General features: G+C 69.5%; 13 protein-coding genes and 2 tRNA genes. 13 read left to right on the top strand and 2 right to left on the bottom strand.

Annotated elements, in window-relative coordinates; all coding sequences use genetic code 11:
- Window positions 1–32: 32 nt before the first annotated feature.
- The gene (locus ACYQ1K_RS12535; protein WP_459983325.1) at window positions 33–512 is read left to right on the top strand and encodes a hypothetical protein; all 480 of its coding nucleotides are present in this window, start codon (window positions 33–35) and stop codon (window positions 510–512) included.
- Between the two features lie 128 nt (window positions 513–640).
- On the opposite strand, the gene ACYQ1K_RS12530 is transcribed toward ACYQ1K_RS12535, so the two are convergent.
- A complete protein-coding gene (locus tag ACYQ1K_RS12530; protein ID WP_459983324.1) occupies window positions 641–2,590 on the bottom strand; it encodes an APC family permease in 1,950 nt (649 codons plus the stop codon).
- A 159-nt stretch (window positions 2,591–2,749) separates the two neighbouring features.
- Between ACYQ1K_RS12530 and ACYQ1K_RS12525 the strand changes: the two genes are divergently transcribed.
- The 9 genes from ACYQ1K_RS12525 (at window position 2,750) to ACYQ1K_RS12485 (ending at window position 11,470) form a co-directional block, all read left to right on the top strand.
- Window positions 2,750–3,118, top strand: coding sequence for a hypothetical protein (locus tag ACYQ1K_RS12525; protein WP_459983323.1), 369 nt, complete (start codon window positions 2,750–2,752; stop codon window positions 3,116–3,118).
- Window positions 3,119–3,194: 76 nt separating this feature from the next.
- Window positions 3,195–3,284: a K(+)-transporting ATPase subunit F gene (kdpF, locus tag ACYQ1K_RS12520; protein WP_459983322.1), complete on the top strand. Its 90-nt coding sequence runs from the start codon at window positions 3,195–3,197 to the stop codon at window positions 3,282–3,284.
- A gap of 3 nt (window positions 3,285–3,287) precedes the next feature.
- Window positions 3,288–4,949 (top strand): potassium-transporting ATPase subunit KdpA, encoded by a 1,662-nt coding sequence (kdpA, locus tag ACYQ1K_RS12515; RefSeq protein WP_459983321.1) that lies wholly within the window; start codon window positions 3,288–3,290, stop codon window positions 4,947–4,949.
- Window positions 4,949–7,063: a potassium-transporting ATPase subunit KdpB gene (gene kdpB, locus ACYQ1K_RS12510; protein ID WP_459983320.1), complete on the top strand. Its 2,115-nt coding sequence runs from the start codon at window positions 4,949–4,951 to the stop codon at window positions 7,061–7,063. Before kdpA ends, kdpB begins: the two co-directional genes overlap by 1 nt.
- A gap of 11 nt (window positions 7,064–7,074) precedes the next feature.
- Window positions 7,075–7,680 (top strand): potassium-transporting ATPase subunit KdpC, encoded by a 606-nt coding sequence (gene kdpC, locus ACYQ1K_RS12505; protein ID WP_459983319.1) that lies wholly within the window; start codon window positions 7,075–7,077, stop codon window positions 7,678–7,680.
- A 7-nt stretch (window positions 7,681–7,687) separates the two neighbouring features.
- On the top strand, window positions 7,688–10,288 hold the full coding sequence (locus ACYQ1K_RS12500) for a DUF4118 domain-containing protein (protein WP_459983318.1): 2,601 nt from the start codon (window positions 7,688–7,690) through the stop codon (window positions 10,286–10,288).
- A complete protein-coding gene (locus ACYQ1K_RS12495; RefSeq protein ID WP_459983317.1) occupies window positions 10,285–10,974 on the top strand; it encodes a response regulator in 690 nt (229 codons plus the stop codon). The genes ACYQ1K_RS12500 and ACYQ1K_RS12495 overlap by 4 nt, the downstream gene beginning before the upstream one ends.
- A gap of 45 nt (window positions 10,975–11,019) precedes the next feature.
- Window positions 11,020–11,113 (top strand) — tRNA-Ser (locus ACYQ1K_RS12490).
- Window positions 11,114–11,347: 234 nt separating this feature from the next.
- Window positions 11,348–11,470, top strand: coding sequence for a hypothetical protein (locus ACYQ1K_RS12485; RefSeq protein ID WP_459983316.1), 123 nt, complete (start codon window positions 11,348–11,350; stop codon window positions 11,468–11,470).
- A gap of 126 nt (window positions 11,471–11,596) precedes the next feature.
- Here the strand turns inward: ACYQ1K_RS12485 and ACYQ1K_RS12480 are convergent, their stop codons facing one another.
- Window positions 11,597–12,604, bottom strand: a complete 1,008-nt coding sequence (locus ACYQ1K_RS12480) for a LuxR family transcriptional regulator (protein WP_459983315.1) — start codon at window positions 12,602–12,604, stop codon at window positions 11,597–11,599.
- A 138-nt stretch (window positions 12,605–12,742) separates the two neighbouring features.
- Here ACYQ1K_RS12480 and ACYQ1K_RS12475 point away from each other — a divergent pair.
- The 3 genes from ACYQ1K_RS12475 to ACYQ1K_RS12465 all read left to right on the top strand — a co-directional run bounded on the left by ACYQ1K_RS12475 (window position 12,743) and on the right by ACYQ1K_RS12465 (window position 16,644).
- Window positions 12,743–12,815, top strand: a tRNA-Arg gene (locus ACYQ1K_RS12475).
- Between the two features lie 559 nt (window positions 12,816–13,374).
- On the top strand, window positions 13,375–14,094 hold the full coding sequence (locus ACYQ1K_RS12470) for a hypothetical protein (RefSeq protein WP_459983314.1): 720 nt from the start codon (window positions 13,375–13,377) through the stop codon (window positions 14,092–14,094).
- Between the two features lie 1,050 nt (window positions 14,095–15,144).
- Window positions 15,145–16,644 carry an ABC transporter substrate-binding protein gene (locus ACYQ1K_RS12465; RefSeq protein ID WP_459983313.1) on the top strand — a complete coding sequence of 500 codons (1,500 nt, stop codon included), beginning with the start codon at window positions 15,145–15,147 and terminating at the stop codon, window positions 16,642–16,644.
- Window positions 16,645–16,651: the final 7 nt, after the last annotated feature.

Below are 16,651 nucleotides of genomic sequence, written 5' to 3'. Positions count from 1 at the left end.
CTCCCTCGCGGCATCCGGGAGACAATCGCGCCATGCCAGCGCAGGACCACGGAGCCCAGACCGAGCAGCGAACCGTCGACTATCGCCTGGCACCGCTCGTGACGGCCCGGTTCGTCGGGCTCTACCTCATCGTGCTCGCGATCGTGGTGTTCGCCCTCACGGGCATCGTCTTCGCGGCCGGCTGGAGCGCCGACATCATCGTCCTCGTCGCCCTGGTCGCGGTGGTCGGCCTCCTCGTCGCCGGATGGTGGCTGCGGCACCGTGCCTTCATCCTGCGCGCGGCACCGGATGGCTACACCGTGCGTCTTGTCCGCGGCGCCGGCGTCAAGGCGGCCCGCTGGACCCAGGTCGAGGACGCGGTGACGACCACCATCCACGACCAGCCCTGCGTCGTCCTGAGGCTCAAGGACGGCGGCACCACCACGATCCCCGTCTCCGTCCTGGACGTCGACAAGGAGCAGTTCGTCCGTGAGCTGCAGCAGCATCTGCAGCGGGGTCACCGCCTGCGCTAGCGCCGGACGTCATACGCCTTGGCGACCAGGGCGGCCACATCGTCTGACGTCCCCGGCCGGGTCGAGTGGGACGTCATGCGGGCTGGCCGTTCAGGCAGCCGGATCGTCTGACGTCCGCGGCGAGGCGGTCAGCCCGCGTGCAGGTGCGGTCGGCGGCCGGGATTCGGCTCGGCGCGGCGGACGACCTCGCGGGTGACGGGGGCGACCTCGCCGACGCCGAAGAGCAGGAACTTCAGCAGGTTCAGCGCCGGACTGCCCTCGGTCCACTCGAAGTAGATGTGCGGGCGCACGCCGGTCTTGTCGCGCAGGTCGAGCAGCAGCGCGGCCAGCGCGTTCGGCACCGAGGGCGCTTCGAGGGTGAGCACGCGGTACTGACCGTGCATCACCCCGCCATGCACCACCAGGGAGCCCTCGAAGTCGCTGTAGTCCTTCACCGTGACCTCCACGAAGAGCAGGTCCGAGGTGTCGGCGAGGTCGTGGTCGTCGGCGATCTGGCGGAGCTTCTCGCGGTATTCGTCGAGGTCCCGAGGCCCGGGCTCGTTCGCGACGAGGCGTAGGGCGCGGCGCGAGCAGTCGCGGATGAAGCGCTCGGCCTTGGCGTCGTACTCGATGTCGACCGTGCGCAGCTCCAACGCCCGCGCCAGCCGCGAGAGCAGGGAGACGAGGATGATCGCGGCGATGAAGCAGGCCCCGATCTTCACGCCGTCGGGGCGCTCCCGGACGTTGTCGAGCGTGGTGTAGAGCAGGACGAGGGTGATGAGAGCGAAGGCCACGGTCAGCTTGCGCTGGCCGGCGCGACGTGCCGCCAGCGTCACCGCGACGGCGGCCGATGTCATGAGCACCAGGACGCCGGTGGCGTAGGCGCCGCCCTGGGCGTCGACGCTCGCGTTGAAGATCCACGTGATGAGGAACGCGACGGCGGTGAGGACCATGACGAGCGGCCGGACGGCGCCGGCCCACTCCGGCGACATCCCGTAGCGCGGGAGGTAGCGCGGGATCAGGTTCAGCATGCCGGCCATCGCCGATGCTCCGGCGAACCAGAGGATGAGCACGGTCGAGACGTCGTACACGGTGCCGAACCCGTTGCCGAGGTAGCTGTGGGCCAGGTAGGCGAGGGCCCGCCCGTTCGCCTCGCCGCCGGGCTCGAACGCCTTCGCCGGGATGAGGAGCGTCGTGACCAGCGACGAGAGGATGAGGTAGATGCTCATCACGATCGCGGCCGTGGTCAGCAGCCTCTTCGTGTTGCGGATCCGGCCGGCGGGCTTGGTAGGTCGGTCGGTCGCGTCGCCGCGGACGTGGCTCATCACGGCCACGCCTGTCTCGAAGCCGGACATGCCGAGGGCGAGCTTGGGGAAGAGCGTCAGCGACACGGCGATCATGATGGCCACGTTGCCGTGCTCGACTGTGAGGGCGTGGGTCCAGTCGGTGACGAGGTGCGGGGCGCTGGCCACGTGTGCTGCGGCGACGACGATGACGACGGCGTTGAGGACGAGGTAGACGCCGACCAGGCCGACCGCCACGCCGATCGCCTCGGTGAAGCCCCTGAGGAAGACGACGCCGAGGAGGGCGACGAGGCCGAGGGTGATCCAGAGCTGCTGACCGTTCAGGAAGTCCGGGACGTGCGGGTTCTCGACGATGTGAGCGCTCGCGTCCGCGGCGGAGAGCGTGATGGTGATGATGAAGTCGGTCAGGGCGAAGCCGAGCAGGGCGAGGACGAACAGCTTCCCGCGCCAGTACGGCAGAAGCCGCTCGAGCATCGCGATCGACCCCTGGCCGTGGGGACTCTCGGCGGCGACGCGGCGGTAGACGGGCAGGGCGCCGAAGAGGGTCAGCAGCACCAGCACGACCGTCGCCAGCGGGCTGAGCAGCCCGGCGGCCAGGAACGCGATGCCGGGCTGGTAGCCGAGCGTCGAGAAGTAGTCGACACCGGTCAGGCACATGACCTTCCACCACGCGTGCGGCCGCTCGCCCGACGGCGTGGCGGCGTGCGGACCCGCGTGGCCCGAGACGGCTTCTGGCCGGTAGAACAGCCAGGTTCTGAAGCCGGAGGGCGCGGGTTCGCGCAGCACGGTGCTCATACCACCATCAAACTTCCCGGCGGCCCGCGTGGGCGTCTCCTAACACGTTCCTAACACGCCCGCGCACCGCGGCCGTCCACCCGTTAGGGCTGCGTTAGCCGACGTTAGAGGAGCGTTAGGCCGGCCCCACGCGGGCCGAGCGAGACCTTGACTGGAGTCGTGTCCACCAGACCTCACCCCCTCGACCAGGTCGAGATCCGCTTCGGCATCGGCGGCGGCGTGCTCGTGCTCGCGGTCATCGCTGCGCGCCTCGCAGGCCTCGACGAGGCGTACGCCGCCCTGCTGCTGCTCGGTGTCTGCGCCGTGCTCGGAGGCACGGTCGGCCGCGGTCGCGCGGCGGTCCTCGGCCTGACTGCCTGGGCTCTTGTCACCGGCTTCGTCACCCACCGGTACGGCGTCCTGACGTTCGCACCGTCCGACCTGCTGCTGATGCTGGTGCTCGTCGTCGCGACGGTCGGCAGCAGTTCGCTCGTCCAGCACGCCAGCCGGCCGGCACGGCCACGACCGTCGTACCGGAGGGCCACATGAGCGATGTCGTCTACCTCGTCCTGACGGTCGGGTTCTTCGTCGTCGCCTTCCTGATCCTGAAGGCGCTGGGCCGGCTATGAGCGCGGAGAACCTGATCGCCCTGATCGTCAGCCTCGCCCTTCTGGCCTACCTGTTCGTGGCCCTCGTCCTCCCGGAGAAGTTCTAGAACATGAGCGACACCGCCGCCGGTCTCCTGCAGGTCGGCCTCCTCCTGCTCGCCCTCGCGCTCTGCTACCGGCCGCTGGGCGGCTACATGGCACGCCTCTTCACCTCCGAGCGTGACCTGCGCGTCGAGCGTGTGGTCTACCGTCTCGTCGGGGTCGACCCGCGTGCGGACCAGCGCTGGCAGGCGTACGCCGCCTCCCTGCTGGCGTTCTCGCTCGTCAGCGTGGTCTTCCTCTATGCGCTGCTGCGGCTGCAGGCGCACCTGCCGTTGTCCATCGGGAGAGCGGGGTTCGACCCGCCTCTCGCGTTCAACACGGCCGCCTCCTTCGTGACCAACACCAACTGGCAGGCCTACTCGGGCGAGTCAGCTGCCGGGCATCTGGTCCAGATGGCGGGACTCGCCGTGCAGAACTTCGTCTCCGCGGCGGTCGGCATCGCCGTCGCCGTCGCGCTGATCCGGGGGTTCACCCGGTCGCGCACCGACCGGCTCGGCAACTTCTGGGTCGACCTGGTCCGCGTCGTGGTCCGCCTCCTGCTCCCGATGGCGGTCGTCGCGGCCGTCGTCCTGATCATCGCTGGCGCCGTGCAGAACCTCTCGGGCGGCACGGACGTCACCACCCTGGTGGGTGGTCACCAGACGATCCCCGGAGGCCCGGTCGCCTCCCAGGAGGCCATCAAGGAGCTCGGCACCAACGGCGGGGGCTTCTACAACGCCAACTCGGCCCATCCGTTCGAGAGCCCCAACCCGTTCACCAACTGGTTCGAGATCTTCCTCCTGCTGCTGATCCCCGTCGGCCTCACCCGCACGTTCGGCCTCATGGTGAAGGACACGAGACAGGGCTACGCCGTGCTCGCCGTGATGGCGAGCCTCTGGGGGGTGCTCGTCGCGGCCGTCACGACGCTCGAGGTCCGCCACTCAGGCAGCGCGCTCCAGGCTGCGGGTGCGGCGATGGAGGGCAAGGAGACGCGGTTCGGGGAGTGGGCCTCGGCGCTGTTCGCCGTCTCGACCACCGGCACCTCGACCGGCGCCGTCGACTCGTTCCACTCGTCGTTCACAGGCGTCGGCGGTGGCTTGCTGATCCTCAACATGGGGCTCGGGGAGATCGCACCCGGCGGTGTCGGGACAGGCCTCTACAGCATGCTCGTGCTGGCGATCCTCGCCGTCTTCGTCGCGGGCCTCATGGTCGGGCGCACGCCGGAATACCTGACCAAGAAGATCACCGCGCGCGAGATGAAGCTGGTCTCCCTCAACATCTTGACGATGCCGCTCCTCGTCCTGATCGGGACCGGCATCGCGATGTCGTTGCGCGGTCCGCGTGCCTCGATGCTCAACGCCGGGCCGCACGGGCTGTCGGAGGTGCTCTATGCGTTCATGTCGGCGTCGAACAACAACGGCTCGGCGTTCGCGGGGCTGTCGGCGAACACCGGCTTCTACAACGTCGCACTCGGGGTGTGCATGCTGGCCGGCCGATTCCTCCCGATCGTCCTCGTCCTCGCCCTGGCGGGGTCGCTCGGTCGCCAGACCGAGACCCCCCACACCAGCGGCACCCTCCCCACGCACGGACCGCTCTTCGCCGGGATGCTCGCCGGCGTCGCGGTCATCGTCGCGGGCCTGACCTTCTTCCCTGCGCTCGCTCTCGGTCCTCTCGCGGAAGGCCTCGCATGATGACGTCGACCACCCACCCCCGACCTCACGACCGCGCGTCGGGTCCGGGTCGGACCCCGAGCACCGCACCTGCTTCGGAGCCGACGACTCACCGCGTCGCCGGCGGTCTGCTGGACCCGAAGATGATGATGACGTCCCTGCCGGACGCCCTGCGCAAGCTCGACCCGCGGCTCATGCTCCGCAACCCGGTCATGTTCGTCGTCGAGGTGGGAGCGGTCTTCTCGACCGTCTCGGCCGCACTCGACCCGAGCGTGTTCGCGTGGGCAGTCGTGGCCTGGCTGTGGCTGACCGTGCTGTTCGCCAACCTGTCCGAGGCCGTCGCCGAGGGCCGCGGCAAGGCCCAGGCGGCGACGCTCCGGCGTGCGAAGACGGAGACGACGGCGAGGCTGCTCGACGGCACGGAGGTGCCCGCGACGCAGTTGAAGGTAGGCGACCAGGTCGTCGTCGAGGCCGGGCAGGTCATCCCGGGGGACGGCGACGTCGTCGAAGGGGTGGCGAGCGTGGACGAGTCGGCGATCACCGGCGAGTCAGCCCCGGTGATCCGTGAGTCCGGCGGCGACCGCAGCTCGGTCACCGGCGGCACGAAGGTGCTCTCGGATCGCATCGTCGTCGAGATCACCGCCAAGCCCGGCGAGAGCTTCATCGACAAGATGATCGCCCTGGTCGAGGGCGCCAGCCGGCAGAAGACCCCGAACGAGATCGCGCTGAACATCCTGCTGGCCTCGCTCACCATCGTCTTCCTGGCGGCGACCGCGACGCTGCAGCCGTTCGCGATCTACTCCGGCGCCGAGCAGTCGATCGTCGTGCTCGTGGCGCTGCTGGTCTGCCTCATCCCCACGACGATCGGCGCGCTGCTCAGTGCGATCGGCATCGCCGGCATGGACCGGCTCGTGCAGCACAACGTGCTCGCGATGTCGGGTCGTGCCGTCGAGGCCGCCGGCGACGTCAACACCCTGCTGCTCGACAAGACCGGCACGATCACGCTCGGCAACCGCCAGGCGGCCGAGCTATTGCCGGTCGACGGCTGCGACGTCGCTCTCCTGGCCGATGCCGCCCAGCTCTCCTCGCTCGCCGACGAGACCCCGGAGGGCCGCTCGATCGTGGTGCTCGCCAAGCGCGAGCACGGCCTCCGGGAGCGGCTGGCGGGCGAGCTGCCGAGCGCCCACTTCGTGCCGTTCACGGCGCAGACGCGGATGTCGGGGGTGGACCTGCCCGACCGGCGCGTGCGCAAGGGCGCCGCGGCGGCGGTCATGAAGTGGGTCCGTGAGAACGGCGGCCACCCGACGGAGCAGGTCGGTGCGATCGTCGACGCCGTCTCGACCGCCGGCGGCACGCCGCTGGTCGTGGCCGAGCACGTCGAGGGGGAGCCGGCACGCGCGCTGGGCGTCGTCCACCTCAAGGACATCGTGAAGGAGGGCATGCGCGAGCGCTTCGACGAGATGCGTCGGATGGGCATCAGGACCGTCATGATCACCGGCGACAACCCGCTGACGGCACGGGCCATCGCCGAGGAGGCAGGGGTCGATGACTTCCTCGCCGAGGCGACCCCCGAGGACAAGATGGCACTGATCAAAGCCGAGCAGGAGGGCGGGCGGCTGGTCGCGATGACCGGCGACGGCACCAACGACGCACCCGCGCTCGCTCAGGCCGACGTCGGCGTCGCGATGAACTCCGGCACCTCGAGTGCCAAGGAGGCCGGCAACATGGTCGACCTCGACTCCAACCCGACGAAGCTCATCGAGATCGTCGAGATCGGCAAGCAGCTGCTGATCACCCGAGGCTCGCTCACGACCTTCTCGATCGCGAACGACGTGGCGAAGTACTTCGCGATCATCCCCGCGATGTTCGCCGGCGTCTTCCCGGGGCTCGACAAGCTCAACGTGATGAAGCTGGCCTCGCCCGAGTCGGCGATCCTCTCGGCGGTCATCTTCAACGCGCTCATCATCGTCGCGCTGATCCCCCTGGCGCTGCGGGGCGTCCGCTACACCCCGTCGTCCGCCGCCGCGATGCTGCGGCGCAACCTCGCCGTCTACGGCATCGGCGGACTCATCGCGCCGTTCGTGGGGATCAAGCTCATCGACCTGTTGGTGTCCCCGATCCCGGGCATCGGCTGAGGAGACCGCACATGTCCACTTCCCTTCTCTCGCCCGCTCTGCGCCACAGCTGGGCCGGCCTTCGGATGCTCCTCGTCATGACGGTGGTCGTCGGGCTGGCCTACCCCCTGCTGATGACCGGGTTCGCCCAGCTGGTGGTGAGGCATCAGGCGGACGGCTCGATGGTGAGCCGCGACGGCCGTGTGGTCGGGTCGTCGCTGATCGGCCAGTCGTTCGCGGGGAAGCCGCAGTACTTCCAGTCCCGTCCGTCGGCCGCCGGCGACGGGTACGACCCGCTGGCCTCCTCGGCGTCCAACCTCGGCCCGACGAGTCCGCTGCTGATCAAGGAGGTCGAGGAGCGCCGGGCGGCGGTGGCCAAGGCCGACGGGACCGACCCGGCGACCGTGGCCCCCGACGCGCTCACCGCGAGCGGCTCGGGTCTCGACCCCGACATCAGCCCGGCGTACGCCGCCCAGCAGGTCGCCCGGGTGGCGGCCGCGCGCCACCTCGACCCCGCGACCGTGCGTCGGCTGGTCGCCCGGAGCACCCAGCAGCGCACCCTCGGCTTCCTCGGCGAGCCGCGCGTCAACGTGCTGATGCTCAACCTCGCCCTCGACAGGGTCGCTTCCGCGGGATGATGTGGGTGTGACACGAGGACGGCTGCGCGTCTACCTCGGCGCCGCTCCGGGCGTCGGGAAGACCTACGCGATGCTCGGCGAGGCCCGTCGCAGGGCCGACCGCGGCACCGACGTGGTCGTCGGCTTCGTCGAGACGCATGATCGCCAGCACACCGCCGAGATGCTCGACGGTCTCGAGATCGTCCCGCGACGCACCCTTCCCTACCGCGGCACCTCGCTCGAGGAGATGGACCTCGACGCGGTCCTCCGGCGCCGGCCGAAGGTCGCGCTGGTCGACGAGCTGGCACACACCAACGCGCCCGGGGTCCGTCACGAGAAGCGCTGGCAGGACGTCGAGGACCTGCTCGAGGCCGGCATCGACGTGATCACCACCGTGAACGTCCAGCATCTGGAGTCCGTCAACGACGTGGTCGAGAAGATCACCGGAGTCCCCCAGCGCGAGACGGTCCCCGACGCCGTCGTGCGTGCCGCCGACCAGATCGAGCTGGTCGACATGTCCGCCGAGGCGCTGCGACGCCGGCTGGCGCACGGCAACGTCTATGCGCCCGACAAGATCGACGCGGCGCTCTCGAACTACTTCCGTGCGGGCAACCTCACCGCCCTGCGCGAGCTCGCGCTGCTGTGGGTCGCCGACCGGGTCGACGCCGCGCTGCAGCACTACCGGCAGCAGCACGACATCGACAGCACGTGGGAGGCGCGGGAGCGGGTGGTGGTCGCCCTCACCGGCGGTCCGGAGGGGGAGCACCTGATCCGGCGCGCCGCCAGGATCGCGGCACGGTCGGGCGCGGGGGACCTGCTGGCGCTGCACATCAGTCGATCCGACGGCCTCACTGGCGCCGATCCGGCTCACCTCAACGCGCAACGGCAGCTCGTCGAGTCTCTCGGCGGGAGCTTCCACCAGGTGCTGGGCGACGACGTGCCGGACGCGCTGCTGTCCTTCGCCCGTGCCGAGAACGCCACCCAGCTCGTGCTCGGCGACAGCCGACGGCCCCGGTGGCAGTCGCTGTTCAGCGGCCCGGGCATCGGGAGCACGACGATCCGCCGGTCCGGTGACATCGACGTCCACATCGTCACGCACGCGCATGTCGGACGCGGCCGTCTGCTGCCCGAGTCGCGCGGCAGCCTGAGCGTGAGTCGGCGGGTGCGCGGGTATGTCCTCGCGGTCGTGCTCCCCCTGCTGCTGGCGGGCGTGCTCATGCTCGTCGACGACGCGTTCCAGCTGAACTTCGCCAGCGACATGATGCTCTTCCTCATCGCCGTCGTCGCGGTCACCCTCGTCGGCGGCCTCGGACCGGCCCTCGTGGCCGCCCTGCTCGGCTCGATGCTGCTCAACTACTTCTTCACGCCCCCGCTCTACACCCTGACGATCCAGAGCCGGAACAACGCCCTCGCCCTGGTCGCCTACGTGCTCGTCGGGCTGATGGTCTCCTCCGTGGTCGACGTCGCCGCCCGCCGTACCCGTGAGGCGGCGCGAGCCGTCGCCGAGTCCCACGTGCTCGCCAACCTCGCCGCGACGCCCATCGTCGGCCGCCAGGCCCTCGACGACATGCTCGAGCGGTTCAGGGAGACCTTCAGCCTGGAGTCCGTCGCGCTGCTGGAGGAGGAGGACGGCGGACGGCGGCTCGTGGGCTCGGCGGGTGCCTCGCCAGCTGGTACGCCGCAGGAGGCCGACCAGGTCATCGCGGCCACCGACACCGCGGTGCTCGCGCTGCGCGGTCAGCCGCTCACCGACTCCGACCAGCGCATCGCCCAGGTGTTCGCGGCGCGCACCGGTCAGGCCGTCGAGCAGATCCGGCTGGCGAAGGCCGCCGCGGAGGCCGCCCCGCTCGCCGAGGCGAACCGGGTCCGCACCGCGCTGCTGGCTGCTGTCGGCCATGACCTGCGGACGCCGCTCGCAACCGCGAAGGCCGTCGTCTCGGGCCTGCGCAGCCCCGACGTGACGCTCACCCCCGAGGATCGGGCCGAGCTGCTGGAGACGGCTGACATCGCGCTGGACAGGCTGTCGGGGCTGGTCGACAACCTCCTCGACATGAGTCGGCTCCAGGTCGGGGCGATGCCGGTGCACCCACGACGAGTGGCCGTCGAGGAGGTGCTCACCCGGGCGCTCGACGACCTCGGCGTGTCGCCCCGCTCGGTGGTGCTCGAGCTGGCCGAGAGGCTGCCGATGGTCGTCGTCGACCCTGGGCTGCTGGAGCGGGTCATCGTCAACCTCGTGTCGAACGCGCAGCGCTATGCGCCGCCGGGCAGCCCGCCGCTCATCAGCGCGAGCAGCATCCCGGGTCGCCTGGAGCTGCGCGTGGCCGACACGGGGCCCGGCATCCCGCCCAGCGAGCTGGAGAACGTCTTCCTGCCGTTCCAGCGTCTCGGCGACACCGACACCTCCACCGGTGTCGGTCTTGGTCTGGCCGTCTCCCGCGGTCTCGTCGAGGCGATGGGGGGCACGCTCGAGCCCGAGGAGACGCCGGGAGGCGGGCTCACGATGGTCATCTCACTTCCGACGGTCGAGGAGCCGGCCCCTGAGGTGATGGTCACCACGCCGGAGCCGTGGCCGGGCGCGGGGACGGCCCCGGAGCTCGGTGCGCGCACCATGCGAGAGGGTGGAGTGTGACCCGCGTCCTGGTCGTCGACGACGAGCCGCAGATCCTGCGCGCGCTCGCGATCAACCTCCGCGCCCGTGGCTACGAGGTCGCCACTGCCGGCGACGGCACTGAGGCGCTTCAAGAGGCCGCCGCCCACCCCCCGGAGGTCGTCGTCCTGGACCTGGGCCTGCCCGACATGGACGGCGTCGCTGTCATCGAGGGCCTGCGGGGCTGGTCGAGCGTGCCGATCCTGGTGCTGTCGGGCCGCTCGGACAGTGCCGACAAGGTCGACGCCCTCGACGCGGGCGCCGACGACTACGTCACGAAGCCGTTCGGCATGGACGAGCTGCTGGCGCGTCTGCGCGCGATGGTCCGCCGCAACGTCCCGGCCGGTCCCGAGGAGCCCTCGGTGGCGTTCGGCGACGTCGTCGTCGACCTGGCCGCCAAGCGCATCGCGGTGGCCGGTGCCGAGGTGCGGCTGACGCCCACCGAGTGGCATCTGCTCGAGGTCCTGGTGCGCCACCCCGGCCAGCTCCTGAGCCAGCAGCAGCTCCTCACCGAGGTCTGGGGGCCCGGCTATGAGACAGCACAGGGGAACCTGCGGCTCTACATGGCCCAACTGCGTCGCAAGCTCGAGCCCGACCCGGCTCGGCCACGGTACTTCCGCAACGAGCCGGGCATGGGCTACCGCTTCGAGCCTCGAGGACCGGGCTGATTGGCCGCGCGGGGCGCCCGCCTTGTAGCCTGTGCACGCTGTCGAGGAGGCGTCGCCTAGTCAGGTCTATGGCGCCCGCCTGCTAAGCGGGTTTGGGGCTACAACCCCATCGAGGGTTCAAATCCCTCCGCCTCCGCCAGCGGGTGTCATTGACATCCGATGGGGTCCGGATCCACGGTGTGGGTCCGGACCTTTGTCTTTCTCGGGATCCCCGGGCCGGTTGCACATCTGTGCAACCGAGCCGAGGCGTTGCAAGTTTATGCAGTGCAAATTTTTGAGGGACCAAGGTCCTGTCGGCATGCCCTGCTCACACGCGACACTGAGGCCACAAGGCGTCTCGGGCCGACTCCTACAGCATGACAAGGACACAACCATGAAGTTCGTTCGCAAGATCGGTGTCGTCGCAGCTGCCTGCGCCGTCAGCTTCGGCCTCCTCGGGATCACCGCACCTGCCCACGCAGACTTCACGTGGGGCATGGGCGCCATCAAGAAGTGACGCACTAGCACGTGGACGGCGCCTCGAGCCGACCCCCCAAGGCAGGGGCGCCCGTTCGTCAATGACGAGAGCAGTGATCTCCCCCGGATCACTGCTCTCGTCATTTCCCTGCGTCAGTTCTCTGCGTCAGCCGTCTGGGTCGCCGCCGTCGGCCGTGAGACCCATCTGGCCGAGGGTGTAGCCGAGCTGGAAGCGGGTTTCGGCGTCGAACTCGTCCTTCAGATCGGCCACATAGCCGGCGTAGGTGCGCGGGCTGACGCCTAGGCGCTTCGCCGAGACCGGATCGGAGTGGCCCTCGATGAGCATGCGCATCGTCATCGCGCGCTGCTCCTGCGCGATGTGGCGCATGACCGTGGCATCGCGTGCCGTGAACGGACGTGCCCGCTCCCAGGACCGCAGGAAGACGTCCACGAGATAGCCCACGACGGTGGGCTCTCGCACGGCTAGGGCGACCCTGAGGTCATCGGTCGACGGGATGATCGCGACCCGCCGGTCGACGACGATCATCCTGTTGAAGAACTCGTCGAGCGTCCGGACCTCGCCCCCGAGCTCGACCACGGCGGCGACGTACTCCCTGGTGGCGGTGCTGCGTCGCGCCGAGTGCTGGTAGAGCGTCAGCAGACGCACGCCACGTCCCAGCAGCGCCCGCTCGATCTCAGTCGCCTGCTCGAGCGGCTCGCCGGTCTCGCGCAGGTCCTGCGGCTGCGCGGTCAGCAGCTCCTCCTGCGCCTCGGTGACCAGGCCGGTGATGAAGGCGGGGATGTTGTGGCCGCGCAGATAGGTGAACGGTCCGCGCTCGTCCGAGACCGAGGACTTGCGCCACGCCTGCGCCACCGTGCTGAAGTGCTGGGTCCACCGCGAGGACTCCTCGAGCAGGCGAGCCCCCTCGACGCTCAGTGGTGCGACCACGCGCGACTGGGCGACCGTCGGGTCCTGCGGCACCCAGCGCTTGCTGTCGGCGTCCTCGCTGACGAGGCCGAGCTCGACGAGCAGCTCGAATGCCTCTCGGTGGCTGCCCTTCGCGCCGATCCTCGCGTCGTTGGTCGAGAGGCCGCCCTCGGCAGCAAGCTCCTCGTAGAGGGGGATCGACTCCTTCTCGAAGAGGGCACGTGCATCAGCGCCGTAACTGGTCAAGGCGTGGCCCCCTTCCGGATCCGGTGCGGGCGATCCTCCCATACGGACGAGCCCCTCCGTCCACCGCCCGCCGCGGATTTCGAGATCGCTGACGGGGTCCGCTATTCTCAACCAGTCTTGTGCGGGAGCACCGGACGAGCGCCTGTAGCTCAACGGATAGAGCATCTGACTACGGATCAGAAGGTTTGGGGTTCGAATCCCTACAGGCGCGCAACAGTCTGTGCAGGCTAGACCCGGATTCTTGGTTCGGCCGATCGAGGGCTCGTCCCTCCATCCCTCTATCTCATCCCTCTAACTGACGGCGGTCGTCTGCCCGCGGCCAGGCTGGAGGGGTGATGGGGCTCGACCTGGATGCGGTCTCGCCCGCCGGGGCAGCCTGAGGCGATGATCTCCTCCTCGTCAGCGTTAATGTCCTCCACCTCGTCCGGCTCCTCCGGCGATGCCTCTCGCGCGCCTGCGTCCGGGCCACCGCCGTGCCCGCTACCGCGGTCGCTGCCGGCACCGTCCGCAACGCTCCCGCCGGTGGCGAAGCGAGGACGACGGGGTGAGGGCACCCCAACGCGAACGCCGACCTGGACTCTGGGAGATCCGGATCCCCGGTCCACCCGACCCCACCACCGGTCGACGCCGCCAGATCTCGCTCACCCTGACCGGGACCGCTGCCGACGCTCAGGCCAGACGCGCCGAGCTCGCCGCCTGGAACCGCGACCACGCCCCATCACCTCCAGACCGACTTCGGTGCCACGGCTGGGAGAGGAGCCGGCCCCGGAGTGTTGCTCTCCCGCCACCAGCGCGGGTCCACCCTCGCGCAGCTGCTCGAGGCCTGGTTGCCCGCCGATCAGGCGTGGAAGCCGTCGACCTACGTCGGCTACCGCTCCACCGCCCGGGTGTTGGCGGTCGACGCCGTCGGCTTGTGCCGGGCGCAGAGCCTGACCCCGGAGGTTGTTCGTCAGCGGCTGCGGGCGTGGGAGGAGGACGGCGGCAGCCTCGCCGTCCGCTCCGGCCGGTTCCGGACCCTGCGAGCCTGCCTGTCCTGGGCCTACAACGAACGCCTCCTCGACACCCAGCTGCTACGTCTGATGCGCGGTCCCGGACGCGTCGAGCCCCGTCGGCCCCTGGCCCTCGAGGAGGTGCAGGCCCTTCTCCTGACCGCCGAGCTGCTGCTCCTGGAGGCTCAGGCCAACGCCCACCGCCCCGGGTCTGTGGGCGTTGGCTGGGGCAATGTTCATCCCGCCGCTTATCGTGCCGTCCATCGTGCCGAGCAGGATCTGCTCCTGGTCCGCCTTGCCGTCGACAGCGGCGCGCGACGCGGCGAGCTTGCTGCACTCCGCTTCACCGACCTCACCGGCCCTGTGCTGGCCGGCCCGGTGCTGACCGACCGCGTCGGTCCGGCGGCGCGACCAACCGGACTGGCGCGGACCCTGCACATCCAGCGCGCTGTGTCCGCGGGTCAGCTCACTGGCCGAAGTCCGGCTACGACCGTGCCGTGACTCTCGGAACCGATACCGCGGCCCTGTGGCACCGGCTGCACACCACCTGGGCCGACCGGCAGCTCGACTCCCAACTCGACGCCCAGCTCCGGTCCGGCACCGACCACGCCGAGCCGAGCGAACCGAGTGAACCGAGGGCCGCGCCTTGGGCCCTGGGTCTTCACCTCCGACCTCGCCCACCAACGGCGCCTCGGCGTCGAGGTCTTAGGGCATCGCTTCGAACGGATCCGCGATGCTGCCGGCGTCCGCGACGCCACGTTGCACCGGCTGCGTCACAGCGTGGCGACCTACCTCGTCGCCCGAGGTCAGATCCTGCAAGCCCAAGCCCAAGCTCGGCCACGCCGACGCGGCCACCACCCTGCGCGAGTACTCCCATGTGCTACCCGGCACGACGCCGACATCGCCGATGCTATCAACGACCACCTCGATCTCGCCGCAGGCGATTCACCACACGGCACCCGACCTTAACCAAATGCCTACAAGGCGTCCGATCGCCCGATCGCAGCCCCGCCCGGGGAAGTAGACGCATCCCGTGCTGCGGTCTGCCAATGCGCCGGTCAACCCTGGCGGGTACGCATGGGCCGTAGCTGATCAAGTCCGTGGCACTACGGGCGTTGTCTGAGTACGAGACTCGCGGATGGCGGTGCGTCGTAACGGTGTTGGATCAGGCGATCGACCGCAGCGTTCGCCGCCCCTTGGTGCGACGCGGTAAGAGGGCATTCGACTCCCACCGGCGACCGCGGCGGGCGTTCTGAGCATGCCGACCATCATTGACGCTCCGGGGCTCTGCTCAGCAGCCGTGCGGATATGCCCTCCCGGGTATGCCGAGGCGATGAACAGGCATTAGACAGGCATGTGTGAGGAGGCTCACGATGAGGACCACAAGTCGAGCAGCCGCAGCCGTCTACGCGACGGACGCCTCCTGAAAGGCCCACCCGAGTGCAACCCAGAACTCAGCTTCTCAAGATCGCAGCCGGCGCTGCCGCTGGCCTGCTGCTCCTGTCCGCGTGCAGCGGCAACTCGTCCGGTGCGGCCTCTTCGGCGAGCGGAGTGATCAACGTTGACTGGGCGACCGGCAACGCCAGTCTCGACCCAGCGTCAGCCTGCGCTGCGGATGACACCAGCCTGATCCACAACCTGTACCCGACGTTGACGACGTACGGTGTCAAAGCCGGGCCGGAGGGGACCGCGCAGTACGACCCGAGCAAGATCGTTCCGTCCTTCGCCACCGCGTGGAAGGTCTCGCCGGACGGGAAGACCTACACGTTCACGCTCCACCAGGGTGCCAAGTTCGACGACGGGTCGCCGATCGATGCCGCTGCCGTCAAGTACTCGATCGAGCGGGCGATCACCACCGGGGCCTGCGGTGCGTTCTACCTGCAGGCGGGCCTGATGGCGCCCCCGCTGGTGTCGACGATCGAGACCCCGGACGCGTCGACCGTGGTGATGAAGCTCAGCCGGCCCAACGCCGACTTCCTTGCCGGCCTGGCGACCCCGGCGGGCAGCATCGTCAACCCGAAGATCGTCGAAGCCCACGGTGGGGTGAAGGCGCACGGCACCAACGAGTGGATGGCGAGCCACGTCGCAGGCGGGGCGGGTCCTTACGTGTTGGAGTCCTACCAGCCGAACAACAAGGTCGTGCTGAAGGCCAACGCGGCGTACTTCGGCACGAAGCCGGCGAACACCCAGATCAACATCTCCTACGTGACCGCCCCGTCCACGTTGCTCATTCGCGCGAAGTCCGGAGCATCTGACGTGACGCTGGGCATGCCGTTGCAGAGTGCCAAGAGCCTCTCGTCGGAGGCGTGCTGCCGGGTGATCGCCAATGACGCGCCCCAGTTCGCGCAGGTGGCGTTGAGCAATGTCACTGCGCCTCTCGACAACGAGAAGGTGCGGCAGGCGCTGACCCTGGCGACCCCGTTCCAAGACCTGCTGAAGAACATTGCGTTCGGCTTCGGGTCACTGTTCTACGGCCCGGTCGTCCCGAATGTCGCGGGATATGACGCAGCCGGCTCGAAGCCGGTCGACTTCGACCTCGCAGCCGCCAAGAAGGCGCTGGCTGAGTCCGGGGTGAAGACTCCGCTCGACCTGAGCATGATCGTGAACTCCGCTTCACCGGCGGCGGTCCAGCTCGCCGTGGCCTTGCAGGGCGCGTGGGCTGACCTCGACGTTAACCTGCAGGTGAAGCAGATGGCGCCGTCGGAGTTCACACCGACCTACACCACGGGCAAGTTCCAGTCCGCGCTGACGATCGAAGGGCCCGGCGTCCCGACCGCGAGCTACCAGCTCACCCTCACCTCGTCGTGCTCCAGCATGTTCAACAACGCCAAGGTCTGCATCCCGGGCCTCGACGCCCTGTTGGACAAGGCGCGCGCAGCCGGACCTGCCGACTCCGCCCCGATCTACGCCCAGATCACCCAGCTGTGGCGCCAGGACTGGCCGCGGATCCCGCTGTACTCGGCCCAGGGCGTGACCGTCCTGAACAAGAAGGTCGACCAGTACCAGTACGCGAAGTTCGTCGACTTCAGCACCTGGTCGCTCAAGAAGTAGTCCAACG

Source organism: Nocardioides sp. AN3, assembly GCF_054653495.1.
This window is presented reverse-complemented; position numbering and strand designations above follow the sequence as displayed.